The sequence below is a fragment of the Candidatus Aminicenantes bacterium genome (assembly GCA_026393795.1).
GTDB lineage: Bacteria > Acidobacteriota > Aminicenantia > UBA2199 > UBA2199 > UBA2199.
Genome location: JAPKZL010000169.1, coordinates 1 through 13588, shown reverse-complemented (window position 1 = coordinate 13588; position 13588 = coordinate 1). Strand labels below are relative to the sequence as shown.

16 protein-coding genes are annotated in these 13588 nt (G+C 56.3%); 7 read left to right on the top strand and 9 right to left on the bottom strand.

All coding sequences use genetic code 11. The features are described 5' to 3' along the window. Positions 1–16 precede the first annotated feature (16 nt). The gene (gene nuoE / locus NTW95_08045; protein ID MCX6557361.1) at positions 17–535 is read right to left on the bottom strand and encodes an NADH-quinone oxidoreductase subunit NuoE; all 519 of its coding nucleotides are present in this window, start codon (positions 533–535) and stop codon (positions 17–19) included. A gap of 24 nt (positions 536–559) precedes the next feature. Beyond that, entirely contained in the window at positions 560–1570 is a 1011-nt protein-coding gene (locus NTW95_08040; GenBank protein MCX6557360.1) for a response regulator, read from the bottom strand. Positions 1571–1981: 411 nt separating this feature from the next. Here NTW95_08040 and NTW95_08035 point away from each other — a divergent pair, with 411 nt between their 5' ends. From NTW95_08035 to NTW95_08025, 3 genes are read left to right on the top strand one after another with little or no spacing between them, the layout of a single operon-like run. Then, complete coding sequence (locus NTW95_08035; GenBank protein ID MCX6557359.1) at positions 1982–2809, top strand: sulfide/dihydroorotate dehydrogenase-like FAD/NAD-binding protein; 828 nt, start codon at positions 1982–1984, stop codon at positions 2807–2809. 14 nt (positions 2810–2823) lie between these two features. Continuing rightward, the gene (gene gltA, locus NTW95_08030; protein MCX6557358.1) at positions 2824–4299 is read left to right on the top strand and encodes an NADPH-dependent glutamate synthase; all 1476 of its coding nucleotides are present in this window, start codon (positions 2824–2826) and stop codon (positions 4297–4299) included. Between the two features lie 45 nt (positions 4300–4344). Continuing rightward, entirely contained in the window at positions 4345–5451 is a 1107-nt protein-coding gene (locus NTW95_08025; GenBank protein MCX6557357.1) for a PP2C family protein-serine/threonine phosphatase, read from the top strand. A 27-nt stretch (positions 5452–5478) separates the two neighbouring features. Here NTW95_08025 and truA read toward each other — a convergent pair whose 3' ends face one another. From truA to rimO, 5 genes are all read right to left on the bottom strand, one after another. Continuing rightward, on the bottom strand, positions 5479–6237 hold the full coding sequence (truA, locus tag NTW95_08020; GenBank protein MCX6557356.1) for a tRNA pseudouridine(38-40) synthase TruA: 759 nt from the start codon (positions 6235–6237) through the stop codon (positions 5479–5481). Positions 6238–6263: 26 nt separating this feature from the next. After that, on the bottom strand, positions 6264–6722 hold the full coding sequence (locus NTW95_08015) for a TIGR00725 family protein (protein MCX6557355.1): 459 nt from the start codon (positions 6720–6722) through the stop codon (positions 6264–6266). Between the two features lie 44 nt (positions 6723–6766). Beyond that, complete coding sequence (gene rpmB, locus NTW95_08010; protein MCX6557354.1) at positions 6767–6958, bottom strand: 50S ribosomal protein L28; 192 nt, start codon at positions 6956–6958, stop codon at positions 6767–6769. A 77-nt stretch (positions 6959–7035) separates the two neighbouring features. Continuing rightward, on the bottom strand, positions 7036–7494 hold the full coding sequence (locus NTW95_08005; protein ID MCX6557353.1) for a phosphatidylglycerophosphatase A: 459 nt from the start codon (positions 7492–7494) through the stop codon (positions 7036–7038). Beyond that, entirely contained in the window at positions 7491–8825 is a 1335-nt protein-coding gene (gene rimO / locus NTW95_08000) for a 30S ribosomal protein S12 methylthiotransferase RimO (protein MCX6557352.1), read from the bottom strand. The genes NTW95_08005 and rimO overlap by 4 nt, the downstream gene beginning before the upstream one ends. Before the next feature lie 99 nt (positions 8826–8924). Between rimO and NTW95_07995 the strand changes: the two genes are divergently transcribed. The 4 genes from NTW95_07995 to NTW95_07980 are packed head-to-tail and all read left to right on the top strand — an operon-like array spanning position 8925 to position 11542. Next, on the top strand, positions 8925–9524 hold the full coding sequence (locus NTW95_07995) for a hypothetical protein (protein ID MCX6557351.1): 600 nt from the start codon (positions 8925–8927) through the stop codon (positions 9522–9524). Between the two features lie 4 nt (positions 9525–9528). Next, positions 9529–9783: a hypothetical protein gene (locus NTW95_07990; protein ID MCX6557350.1), complete on the top strand. Its 255-nt coding sequence runs from the start codon at positions 9529–9531 to the stop codon at positions 9781–9783. After that, the gene (locus NTW95_07985; GenBank protein ID MCX6557349.1) at positions 9780–10481 is read left to right on the top strand and encodes an SGNH/GDSL hydrolase family protein; all 702 of its coding nucleotides are present in this window, start codon (positions 9780–9782) and stop codon (positions 10479–10481) included. Before NTW95_07990 ends, NTW95_07985 begins: the two co-directional genes overlap by 4 nt. Beyond that, a complete protein-coding gene (locus NTW95_07980) occupies positions 10478–11542 on the top strand; it encodes a lysylphosphatidylglycerol synthase transmembrane domain-containing protein (GenBank protein ID MCX6557348.1) in 1065 nt (354 codons plus the stop codon). Before NTW95_07985 ends, NTW95_07980 begins: the two co-directional genes overlap by 4 nt. A 14-nt stretch (positions 11543–11556) precedes the next feature. Here the strand turns inward: NTW95_07980 and mamK are convergent, their stop codons facing one another. Together mamK and NTW95_07970 are read right to left on the bottom strand one after the other, a co-directional pair. Further along, positions 11557–12591, bottom strand: coding sequence for a MamK family actin-like protein (mamK, locus tag NTW95_07975; GenBank protein ID MCX6557347.1), 1035 nt, complete (start codon positions 12589–12591; stop codon positions 11557–11559). Position 12592: 1 nt separating this feature from the next. Next, the coding region (locus NTW95_07970) for an N-acetylmuramoyl-L-alanine amidase (GenBank protein MCX6557346.1) at positions 12593–13588 on the bottom strand (996 nt) is incomplete at its 5' end.

The window sequence follows — 13588 nt, the reverse complement described above, 5'->3', positions numbered from 1 at the left end:
CTTCTCCTTACGCGCGTCACGCGGTCTGAGGGTTTTGGGCTTTTATTTTGTATTCCTTCAATAATTGCTGGACTTTCTTGGGCGTCAGGCGCCCGTAGGTTTCGTCATTGATCATGATCACCGGCGAGAGGGAGCAGCAGCCAAGGCAGGCTACTTTTTGCAGGGTGAACAGGCCGTCCTCGGTGGTGTCGTTGCCGCTGACCTGCAGCTCGTCTTCGATGGTGTCGGCGATGCGTTCCGAGCCGTTGACGTGACAGGCGGTGCCGTCGCAGATTTTGATCAGATATTTCCCCAGCGGCTTGAGGCGGAACTGGGAATAAAACGTAATGACCCCGTAAATCTCGGCCGCGGGAAGGCCCACGATCTCGCTGATCTGGTCGATGGCCGATTCGGGGATATAACCGTAGGTATCCTGTGCGGCTTGCAAAAGGGGGATCAGTGCGCCCCTTTCCCCCTCATAGTTCCATAGCTCGACTTTGAACCCGGCAAGGCCGTTCTTCGCGTGCTGGGCATTCAGCTTTTCATTGGCTTTCATGCCCCCATTATCTTACATTTCGGCTTACATTTCAAATAGTTTGATAATGGGCGTCTCTTTGATCCTCAGCACGCCGTCCAGGGGCTTGATCTTGGTCAGAATGTTGCGGTCGATTTCGGCGAAGCTCGCCCCCTGCATCAGCAACACGATGTCATATTTGCCATCGATGCAATCGCAGGAAACGACTTGGTCGTTCATGTACAGCGTCGGGTAAATGTTCTCCAGCTTGTCTTTCTCGATCTCGAGGAACACATAGGAGGAAGCGCTGCGCGAAAAGTTGGGGTTGGCCGTGGCTTCCGGGTTTTCCTTGTCCCGGCCCAGCGCCTTGTCAACCGTGCCGATGATGCTGCTGGTGCTTTCGGAGAGCTGCGGCAGGTCCACCGGCAGTAAGGTGACTTCCTTGACGCCCGGCATTTTTTTTATCTTGTTTTCGACCATGGACTGAATGTCAGCCATTTTGCCGGCCTGGAGCAGCAGCACCAAGTCGAAATCGCCCTTGATGGCGTCGCAGTACAAAACCTGGTCCATGAAATACAATTCCTGGTAAGCCTCGGCCAGATTGGCGGTTTCGCTGAAGTTCAACAGCGCGTAGGCACTGAACGATCTCTCCCCGTCGGGTTCGGCGTTTTTCATTTCTTCGGCCGCGGGGGTCGCTGTTTTCTGGGGGATCTCGGCGAGGATCTTGGTCAGTTCATCGATTGTGAAAGGCTTTTCCAGGTAGGCATCGGCTTTTTCCGTTTTGGCGTCCAGGGCGGTCGCGTCATTGCCGTAGCCGGTGATCACGATAACCGGCAGCTCGGGATAGTTGAACTTGATCACCTTGAGCAGCTTGATGCCGTCGATATCGGGTAAACGGACATCGACCACCACATAGTGCAGGGGAACCTGGTTCTTTTTGAATGCCTCCAAGGCTTTCAGGCCATTCATGCCGTTTTCGCAGGATTCGGTCTCATACCCCTTTTGCAGCAATCCGAGAGTCAGGCTTCTCTGGAGCGAGGCCTCATCGTCGATCAACAAAACTTTCTTTTCGTTCATTTTATTCTCCTAATATTGTTTTCTGGGTAGCTTTTCCTAACCCAACATACTATAAGCAATTGCCGTGCCAAATCGAAGAAGCTTGTCAGGACACGCTTTTATCAGGGCAATCCTTTTTTCTCTTAACATCCATTATCCAATTTTTATGCATTTGATCGCCAAGATTGCCGTCAGATATAGGTTTTTCTATTGTGATAATAAATTTAACACTTTACGGTTTCCGTTAATGCGCCTCCAATCAAAGATATCCGGTGTAAAAATAATTGCTATATTAAATCTTTACACGGTGTAATAATATTGTTTCGCTAAAATATGGAGGCCATATTGCTTGTGGATGCTTTTGGACCTGCTTGCTTTGATTGCTTTTTCAAACACACTTTGTTACTGTAATTGACTTGGGAGGAAAAGCCCATGAACAGGATTGTCGCAAAAGAGTTTCTGTCAGAGAACGTGGTGAAACTGATCGTTGAAGCTCCGGCCGTCTCCCAGAAGCAAAATCCCGGACAATTCGTTATCGTCCGAACCGACGATAAGGGGGAGCGCATCCCGCTGACGATCGCCGACGCCGACAAGAAGAACGGGACTATCACCTTGATCATCCAGCGGGTGGGAACCACGTCGCACAAATTATGCAACATGCATCCCGGCGATTTTCTGCATGACCTGTCCGGGCCCCTGGGCCGGCCCACCCATATCGAAAAGCTGGGAACGGTCCTGGCCTGCGGCGGTGGGGTTGGCATCGCCCCCCTTTTTCCCATCGCCAGGGCGTTCAAGGAGGCCGGCAACAGGCTGATCACCGTCCTGGGAGCCCGCAACCGGGAGCTCCTGATTCTGGAAAAGGAGATGGGTGCTTTCGCCGACGAAGTGATCGTTATGACCGATGACGGTTCATATGGAAAAAAAGGGGTGATCACGGTCGGGATCGAGGAGGTGTTGAAGCGCGAGTCGGTCCAGCTGGCCGTGGCCATCGGGCCGGCGATCATGATGAAATTCGTCGCGCTGCTGACGAAAAAGTACGACATTCCGACCATCGTCAGTCTGAACACCATCATGGTCGATGGGACCGGCATGTGCGGCGCCTGCCGGGTCTCTGTCGGCGGCAAGACAAAGTTTGTCTGCGTGGACGGGCCGGAATTCGACGCCCACGAAATAGATTATGACGAAATGATCAAGAGGCTGAGCACGTACAAGGAAGAGGAGAAAGCCTCGTATGACGGTTACCTGAAGACACTGTCGTAAAGGAGACGCGAAACATGCCGGTCGATCCCCAGGAACTGAATGCCGATAGAAACCAGGATTGGCGGAACGAACTCAGAAGCGGGCTGAGCGCCAAGGAGAGGAGCGGCCTGCCCCGCGTCAAAATGCCCGAATTGGCTCCGCTGGAAAGAATATTGGGCTTCGTGGAAGTCAACAGCGGATTGAACGAGGAGATGGCCGTCCAGGAAGCGAAACGGTGCCTGGATTGCTCCACACCCTCCTGCATTTCCGGCTGCCCGGTGAACATCAACATCCCCGGGTTCATCAAGTTGATTGAAAAGAAGGATTTCCTGGCCGCGGCCAAGAAACTGAAAGAGACCAACGCCTTGCCTGCCGTCTGCGGCCGGGTCTGCCCGCAGGAAACGCAGTGCGAAGCGACCTGCGTCTATCAGAAAATGAAGAAACCGCCCGTGGCCATCGGTTATCTGGAAAGATTCGCCTCCGATTGCGAACGTTTGACCGGTACTATCTCCATTCCGGTCATCGAAAAGAAAAGGCCGGTCAAGGTCGCGGCCATCGGCTCGGGCCCCGCCAGCCTGACTTTTGCCGGGCAGATGGCCAAGCTGGGCTACCCGGTGACGGTTTTCGAAGCCCTGCACGAACTGGCGGGAGTTTTAATTTACGGCATCCCGGAGTTCCGCTTGCCCAAGAGCATTGTCCGTTCGGAGATCGCCTATCTGGAGGCGCTGGGGGTGGCATTTGAAAGGAACGTGGTCGTCGGCAAGATGTTGACTATTGACGACCTGAGAAATCAGGGATTTCAAGGGTTCTTCATCGGCAGCGGTGCCGGCCTGCCGAAATTCATGCATATCCCGGGCGAGAATTCGATTGGCGTCTATTCCTCCAATGAATACCTCACCCGGGTCAACCTCATGCGGGCCTACCAATTCCCGCAGTATGATACGCCGATCATCAGCGGCAAGCGCGTGGCGGTCATCGGCGGCGGCAACACGGCCATGGACTCGGTTAGGACCGCTGTCCGCCTGGGAGCGGACAAGGCGATGATCGTCTACCGCCGCTCCGAGCAGGAGATGCCCGCCCGTATAGAGGAGGTCCACCATGCCAAGGAGGAAGGGATCGAGTTCTTGACTCTGACCAACCCGGTCGAATATCTTGCTGACGGCAATGGGCGGGTTAAGCAAATGAAGGTGCAGAAAATGGGGCTGGGAGCGGCCGACGACTCGGGGCGCAAGCGGCCGGTGCCGATTACGGGCTCGGAATATATGATCGACGTGGATACGGTCGTGGTCGGGGTGGGTACCGACCCCAACCCGCTGATCCCGCAGGCGATCAAGGGGCTTGAGATTACGAAATGGGGAACCATTGTCGTCAACGAGGAGACCATGCAGACGGCATTGCCCGGGATCTTTGCCGGTGGCGATATCGTCCGCGGCGGAGCGACGGTCATCCTGGCCATGGGCGACGGCAAGAAAGCGGCCGAGTCGCTGCATGCTTACCTGAATAACAAATGAAGCCCGATTTGTTCAACACCGGCAAAAGATAAAAAAACAGGAACTATGGGCGACAAGAAGAAAAAAAGGTCCTTTGGCGGGCACGTTCGCGATGCATTTTCAGAAATACCGCCGCCAGAATTAAAACGGACCCTTTTTCGTGATTTCGCTGATATTAAAGAATTTTATCTTGAAGAAGAGCAAAAAAATCGCCTGGAAAAAATGCGCCCCGTTTCACGCGGGTTCTATCTTTGCGGCTGGCTGCTTAAAAGCCTCTTTTTCAAACTGACTCCGATCCGCCGCTTGCTGTTCTTTATTGCCGCATTAGCGGTATTCCTGCAGAATTCCGACATCAACCTGGGTCCGATCCACTTCACATTCAGTTTTGGGGAATTTGGCGGCATCGTACTGATCTTTGTCCTGATGCTTGAATTGAAAGACAAGTTGCTGGCCCGCGATGAACTGGCTGAGGGAAGGGCGATCCAAACGCGTTTGCTCCCTGACCCCAGTCCCAAGATACCCGGCTGGGACACCTGGCTTTACTCCCAACCGGCCAATGATGTGGGCGGCGACTTGATCGACTGTATCCGCCTCAATGATCATCATCATATCCTGGTCCTGGGCGATGTTTCCGGGAAAGGGCTGCCGGCAGCCTTGCTCATGGTCAAGCTACAGGCGACCATCCGCGCGTTGTATACGGAAACGATCCAGCTTGCCGATCTCGGTTCCCAGATCAACCGGATTTTCCACCGCGACGGAATTACGAATAATTTTGCTACCCTGGTAGTGCTGGACATTCCTGGCGATTCCGGGAAACTTCGCTTGCTGAACGCAGGGCATACTCCGCCCCTTTTAATACGAGGCGGGCGGCCTCGGGCAACCAGAAAAGGAAATCCGGCTTTGGGACTCTTGGCAAATACCGGTTATGATGTGATTGAGGATGTACTGCAGAAAGGCGATGTTTTGATGGTTTATTCGGACGGCATCAATGAGAGCCGGAATGAAGCAGGGGAATGCTTCGGCAACGATCGGCTTTTCAACCTGATTATGGCGATGCCAGGCATCCCCACTGCAGACATGGGGGCGCGAATATTAACCGCAGTAAGAGATTTCAGTGGTGAGGTCCATCCTGAAGACGACCAGACACTGCTTGTCCTCAAGTACCTGGGATAATCGGCAAATTACTCGGAGCGCTCTGGCTTATTCGCTGGCTTTGTCTGGGGTGTATTCTACCTTGGCCAACGTCAGTCCCTTGGCCGGTGCTGTTTGACCTGCCCGGCGCCGGTCCCTGGCGGCGAAGATGTCCGGTATGTCCTCGGGCTTGATCTTTCCCCGGCCGACATCGAGGATGGTGCCGACCATGTTGCGCACCATGTAGCGCAGGAAGCTCTTGCCGCTGACGGTGAAAATGATTTCATCTTTCTTCACTTGCATGGTGAACTCGCTCACTTCCCGCATTTTCTTTTTTTCGGGTTCGTCGGAAGTAAAGGAGGTGAAATCCTTGGCGCCGATGAAATGGCGCGTCGCCCGGCGCATGGCCCTGACGTCGAGCGGATAAGGAACATGCAAGGCGAAGCGCAGGCTGAACGGGGATTGCACCGGCCCGGTGAAGACGCGGTAAATGTAGGTTTTGCTGGAGGCGCCGAAACGGGCGTTGAACGACTTGTCGGTCAGGGCGCACTCCATGATGCGGATATCCTTGGGCAGCAATGAATTCAAGGCCCTTTGCAGCGATTCGGGTTCGATGGCGACCGGCAGGTGAAAATTGGCGGTCAGGCCGAGCGAATGGACGCCGGCGTCGGTTCTTGAACTGCCGGTGACGGTCATCTGTTTTTTGGCGATGATCTTCAGCGCCCGGATGAGTTCAGCCTGGACGGTGCGAAATTCGGGCGATTGAAATTGCCAGCCGTGATACTCGGTCCCGTCGAAATGAACGACCACCCGGTAATTGTTGACCATGAACTTTTATTTCATCGCTGAATCGCTCAGGACCGGTCCTTGAAATAGTCCCGGATGCGGTCCATGGCGGCTTGGGCGTCGTCCACCGGGATCACGCCGCGGATGTCCCAGGTTTCGATCCCGAAGACCTTCTTGCCGTAGATCTGGGCATAGGCGATTTCCGAAAGAGTACCGTATTCGCCGTCGATGGCCACCAGCACGTCGGCGTTCAACACCACCAGGGCGTTGCGCAAATAGCCGAGCCCGGTGGGAATGGCGATGTCGGTGTACGGGTTGGCGTCCTGGGCCGATTTCCCGGGTAAAATGCCGATCACCGTTCCGCCCTGCGCCTTGGCTCCCTTGGCCGAGGCCTCCATGACCCCCCTGAGGCCGCCGTTGACCAGAATATATCCGTTTTGGGCGATTAATTTTCCCAACTCCTCGGCGATCTGCAGGTGCCTGGGTTCGGGCGAACTGCCGCCAATGATGCCGACTCTTTTTTGCATGAATTGATCGCCGCCAGTTTGCATTTTCAAACTGGATAAGCGTTTTAAACGGCTTTCTGAATCTTTCCCGAGCGGATGCAGGCGGTGCAAACCCGCATGGATTGGGTTTTGCCGTCAACCACGACTTTGATTTTCTGCAGGTTGGGTTCCCAGCGCCGGTTGGTCAATTTATGGGAATGGCTGACATTATGTCCATAGACAGGTTTCTTGCCGCATATATCGCATACTTTAGCCATTTCACGGTCCTCCTTTGCAAAATAAGTTGTATTTTACACTTTTTTGCCGATAAATGCAATTAATGTTAATGACTTTGTTACTTGAAAAAAATGGCGCGCGCGGCTTGCATTACTCCCAGCGTGTAAAAGCCGGCCAGCACATCGTCCAGCATGATGCCAACGCCATGGGGAATTTTTTCGCTTGCCTTGATGGGGAACGGTTTCAGGATGTCGAAAAAACGAAACAGCAGGAATGCGATGCCATAGAAACCGATGGTGTGCGGCAGGAACCAGAAGCAGACCATCTGCCCGGCCACTTCATCGATCACGCATTGGCGTGGGTCTTTTTTCTGGAAATGAGCCTCACAGGCGGCCGCGGCCGGGATGCCGACGAGGAAAACGATGCCCGTGGCCAGGGCCAGCAGGGCGAAAGGCAGGGCGGGGGCCGGGATGAAGTAGACGATCAGGCTGACGATCAACGAGGTCCAGGTGCCGGGAGCGATGCGGATGCGGCCGATGCCGAAAAAGGTGGCGATCAAAACGCCCAGTTGTTTCATATTCTTTCTCCAAAAAGCATTTCGTTTTGAAACCCGCTGATCCTGACCGGGAACAGCTTGCACGCTTCGTCGAATTGAACCGGCACCTGGCAGTGGCCGTCCACTTCGGGTGCTTGGCTGGCGATGCGTCCGATCGTGCTGCCTTCGGCCCAGGGGGAGGGGGCCAACGGCAGAAAATCCATGGTCTGGTTGATCAGTGTTTGGTTGTATTTCTTTAGGTTCTCATCCGAGATGTCCAGCAGGCGATTTTTTCGCTCTTCGATCGTTTGCGGTCTTACTCTCCGTGGCAGTTCGCAGCTGGCGGTGTTTTCCTCCAATGAAAAGCCGAAAACGCCTATCCGTTCGATCGCCGACTCCTTGGCGAATTCCGTCAGATCGGTGAAATCCTTCTCTTCCTCGCCCGGGAAGCCGACGATGAAGGTGCTGCGCAAAACGGCTTGGGGAAACATTTTCCTGACTTGGCGCACCAGGCGCATGTTTTTATCATAGTCGCCGCCGCGGCGCATTTTCTGCAACACCCTGGCCGACACGTGCTGGAAGGGCAGATCGAAGTACGCCAGGACCGATGGCTTGGCGAAGGCGGCGAGGATCTTGGCGCTCATTTCCTCCGGCATCAGGTAAAGGATGCGCAGCCAGCGAAAGCCGAGTCCTGAAACTTCCTTCAGCAAGTTGGGGAGCTGCGAATGCGCGCCGCGGTCCTTGCCGAAATAGGTCGAGTTCTGCGAAATCAGGTTCAGCTCCTCGATCCCCGCTTCCCTTAAACGCTCGGCTTCCCTGACAATCGAACCGATGGCCCGGGAGCGATAGGGACCGCGGATCATGGGGATGGAGCAAAAACTGCAAACCATGTTGCAGCCTTCCGATATTTTAATATAGCTGGAGCCCGGGGCGGTGAAAGGCTGGCGCTGGTGGCGGTCGCTGTAAAGGAACAGTTTTTTATTTTGGTATTCGCCGCGGAAGTTTTGGGCCACGGCGTCGGCCAGCTCTTCCATGTCGTTGACACCCCACAGGACGTCGACATTTTTAAACGTCTCTTTCAATTCCGAAAGATAGCGCTGGATCAGGCAGCCGAATACCGCCAGTTTTTTTATCTCCCCTTTTTCCTTTTTCTCGAGGGCGGCCAGAATCTCCTCAATGCTCTCCTGTTTGGCATCGCGGATGAAGCCGCAGGTGTTGATGACCAGCCACTCCGGGTTCTCGTATTCGGAAACGATCTCCATGCCGCGTTCCTTCAGCATTCCGGCCAGCACCTCGCTGTCCACGGTGTTTTTGAAACACCCCAGGCTGACAAACGATACGGTCCGGCTTCCAGGTTTATGGTTGGTTTTCATGAGAGGGGGCAAACCTTTGCTTATTCACCATTGTAGCAAAAGACGGACTCTATTGCAATTTGGCGCCAAGTCTCTTAAAATCGTGCTGTGGAGGAGGGCATGGTTTTCCCAGGCAGAAAAAAAATCTTGTGGAGAGCGGTTGCCGCCGCAGTCCTGGCAACGATCGCCCTGGCCGGCTTCATCGTTGCCGGCCGGAAGAACCGGGAAACCGCGGCTGTGCCTGCCGGGCCGCCAGCTCCGGCGGTTTTGCCCGGCCAAGGGATTATCCTTTTCCAGTCGCGGGTCGATGAGCTTTGGCAGATATTCTCCCTCGACCTGGCCACTGGCTCAAAGAATCGGCTGACGCGGTCAGCGGCCGATGACTATTACCCGAGCGCATCCCCCGACGGTTCCTGGATCGTCTTCGAATCGATCCGCAGCGGATCGGCTGCCGTCTGGCGGATGCGCGCCGACGGGAGCGCTGTTGAGCTGTTGACAAGGGGAAAGGGGGAGTGCCGCGCGCCATGCTGGGACAATCCTTCCCGCCGTTTCGCCCGTCGGTTCGACGATCGCCTTTTCCCGAAACAAGCTGGGCTGGGATGTCTATCGCATGAACCGGGACGGTTCGAATGCCAGGGCCCTCACGTCCAAGGGGGGAAACTGCCGCCCCGACTGGTCCCCGGATGGCAAGCGGATCGCTTTTGTATCCGATGTCGTTGACGGCATGGGTGACGTGTGGATCATGGATGCCGACGGGAGGAACAAGATGCGCGTCACGTGCAGCGACGACAGCCATGACTACAACCCGGCCTGGTCTCCCGACGGGCGCTGGATCGTCTATGAGACAACGAAAGGATCGAAAAACGGACCCTGGTCTTTGGCCGTGATCCCGGCTACGGGGGGGACGCCGGCTCTCTTGACCCCTCCTGGCGCCGATGACCGCTACCCGGACTGGGCGCCGGATAAAGAAGTCAAATGAAGCCAGTTCTTCGCCCCTTGGCCCTGTTCCTGCTGCACTGCCTGGCGGCATGTTGCCGGCGGGATCCGGGCGTGCCCGCCCTGACCGGTTTGCCGGTGATCCTCTGCGCCGGTGACAGCATCACGGCGGCGAGCTACCCGAAGCGTCTGAAGAATCTCCTTGCCCGGGACGGTTTTTCCGTCCAAGTAATCAATGCCGGCGCCAAGGGTGACAGCACGGCCGAGTATATCCGCTTTCTCGAACGATCGCAGATCGTCGAGCGGACCGATCCCGACTGGGTCCTGCTGCAGCTGGGCACGAACGATCTGCGCATCGACAGCCACGCCACGACGACCGCGCAATTCCGCATCAACCTCGAAGCGATACTGGAGCGGATCGGGCGGCACCGCAACCATGACGGTTCGTTTCCGCGCATCATCCTGGCCACGATCCTGCCGATCCCAGTGGAGGTCCGCTGGCACTTCGATGCCGGTTCGCGGGCCCGGGTCGAGGCCGAGATCAACCCGGCCATCCGCGACATCGCAAGCCGGCGCGGGCTCGTCCTGGCCGACCTGCATTCCCTTTTCGTCGACCGGCCGGAGCTGCTCCCTGAAATTCATCCCAGCGAGAAGGGCTACCGGGTACTGGCCGAGGCCTGGCAGCGGATCCTGGCCCCCCTGCTTTCGTCGTCTGCGAAAGTGGAGAATAAGACGCGGTGAATTCCTTTCTCGAAAAAAACACAGGCGGAAAGAAACAAAGAAATTCTCTTGCCGCCTTTGTCGTCCCTGCAGCCTTTTCCGTCATTATCATCTGGCTGCTTCTGCGCGGAATTTCCTGGCAGCGCCTGATTGGGAGCATTCTCGCGGCCTCGCCCCGGGGATTAGCCCTGTATGCCTTGATCGGGCTGGGGAACCTCTGGCTCAGGGCACTTCGTTTCCGGGCCGTGTTGCCCGAGCCAAAGCCGGCCGTTGGGCCCGTTTTCCTTGCGACCCTTGTCCAGAATGCCCTCGGCGACCTGGTCCCGGCCAGGCTGGCATCGTTCGGTTCCTATGTCTGGCTCCTGAAGCGGCGACTGGCAGTGGCGGCCGAAGCGGCCGCGGCGACGTTCATCGTATCGTTCGTCCTCGACCTGGTTACCCTAGGGCCCTTTCTCGTCGTCGCTGCCGCTTTGCGCTTTGGTCTTGCCAGGTCGGCGGCGTGGGCGCAATTCCCGCTGGGATGGCTTGTTGTCTTCGGGGCTGTTTTCTTTGCGATATCGCTGGCCGCGGCCTGGTGGCTCGGCCCGCTGATCCGCTTGCTCGAATGTTTTTTACAAGCTATGGCACGCGGGAAAACGGAGAGCGGTTGGGGGCGGGCCGCGGCGTCCATTGAGCGCCTGGCGACCGCCATGGATGCCGTCCATCGCGGCGGAGCGCTGATCCGTCTTCTGGCTATTTCGCTGGCTATCCGATTGGTCAAATATATATCACTGTACGTGCTGGCTGAAAGCCTGATGGCTGGGGCAGGGTACGCTGGGCTGCACCTGGATATTTGGGATTTGATCATCGGCATCTCGGTCACCGAGCTGATCGCCAGCCTGCCGCTTCCGGCCATCGGCCAATTCGGGGTATGGGAAGGGGGGATGGTAGGGGTTCTGGTGGTGATGGGCTTTGCCCGCGAACCGGCCACACTCGTGGCTTTCGGCATTCACGGCATCACCACCGCCTATGAATACCTTCTCTGCTTCCTGGCGCTGGGCGCCATCTTCATTTTTTTACGCCAGCGAAACAAGACGCACTGAACCGGTTAAAACAATCAGGCGTTCAGCTTCTCCCAGTAATGCTTGGGCATTTCCTGGGCCAGCTTCATGGCGCCGGCCGCCCCGGCGAACATCGGGTCGTCGACGATCTTGACCTGGATCGGACCGAAATCCTTCAGCACGGTCTTCAAAGCCTCGCCGAGGCCGCGGATCTGGCTGCCGCCCCCGGCCAGCACGATGTTGCTGCGGATCAGGCTTTGGTATTCGGGGTCGAACTTGGCGATCATCTCGGTGATGGTTTCGACCATCGGCGGCAGGATGCTCTCGCAGGCGCGGCGGATCTCGTCGGTGATGTCATGCTCGACCAGCTTGCCGGCGACCGGGATCTCCACCTTGACCTGTCCCTTGACGCTGCCGACAAAGCTGTTCTGTTCCTTGAACAGGCGCACCATGTTCAGGTTGAAGGTCGAATCGGGGAATTTTTCACTCAGCAGCTTGTAGAGCTGGTTGTCGATGTAATCGCCGGCGGTCAGGATGGTCCGTTGATCTTCCTCGGTCGGCAGGGTGCCGTGCATGATGCAGAAATCGACGGTTCCGGCGCCGATATCGATGATCATGGCGTTGTTGAGCAGGTCCATCGCGTAGGCCACGGCGAAGGGTTCGGAGACGACAATAACCGAGCTGACGTAGTCGGAGACGGCGTTGATGATCGCTTTCTTGTTCACCTTGAACGATTCGGCCGGCACGCCGACTACGGCGTAGATCGGCACGTCCTTTTCCGGCTTGACCAAGGAGACCAGGTGGTGGATGAGCTCCTTGACCGATTCTCCCTCCTTGCTGCTTCCCTCCTTCAACACTCCGTGTTCAAGGGGGCGGAAGATGTCCAGGGAGAGGCGGTTCTTCAAGGCTTCGCTCCCGAACAAGACGGGCTTGCGCAGCACCTTGGCGGCGATGAAGTCCTTCGGCCAGCCCACGTAGCTTTCCACCCAGTGCTTTTTGCGGTTGCTGTCCACGATGGCGCTGCTGGAAGTGCCCAAGTCAATGCCCACGAACAGGCTGCTTTTCTTGGCCGACGCGTCCTGTTGTTCCATATCACACCTCGCTTTTGTTTGGATTGATTTTTATTTGCAGATACTGGATGATCCCCTCTTCCATGTAGCGGGCGATATCCTCGCGATAGTCTTCGCTGTTCAATTTTTGCTCTTCTTCCGGATCGCTCAGGCAGGTAACCTCGGTCAGAACGCTGGGCATGTCCACGCCCAGCAGCACGATGAACGGCGCGGTTTTCACCCCATAGTCATAGAGATTGCCGTTGCTGCGGTGCATGTTGCCGTACAGGCTTCTCTGGATGGAGCGGGCCAAAACCTTGGCTTCCTGGTATTTGAGGGTGTTGCCTATTTTTTGAACGATCGCCTTGAAATCGTTCATGGCGTAGCCGGTGCCGCTGTTTTCTTTTTCGGCCAGCGACAGGGCGCCGCGGTCGGCATTGGGCCCGAAATAGTAGGTCTCGATGATGCTGTAAGGCTTGTTGGGGATATTGTTCACATGGATGGAAACGAAGAGATCGGCCTTGTGGGCGTTGGCGTATTCGATCCTGGATTCAAGGGTGAGGGTTTCATCGGTGGTGCGCGTCAATGAAATCTGGTAACCGTCGTAGCGGCTCAGCCGCTGCTGGAGCCTTTTGGCGATGTCCAGGGTGATGTCTTTTTCCTTGGTGCCGAATTGTCCCGAGGTTCCCGGGTCTTCACCGCCATGTCCCGGATCGATGACGATGGTCCTGATTTTCAGCCCGAAAACCGAGCGCAGGGAAAAATCGGCCTGGCTCAGAAAAGGCTGGTATTCCCCGTAACTGATGCCCGTTTCCTCGGCGCTGGCGGCCAGCGGAACGTTCGGTTGCCTGTCGACTGGGAGGGTCATGGTGCTGGCGAGCGGCAGCGCCGGCAGCGAATGATAATCGCCGAAATCGGAATTCTTATATATCGAGAAACTGAAAATAGCCAGGAACAATACAGTGGCCTTGAATAACCATGCCTGGTGGCCTTTGTGCTGCCGTTTTTTTTCGAGCAGGCCTTTGATGAGTAAATTTTC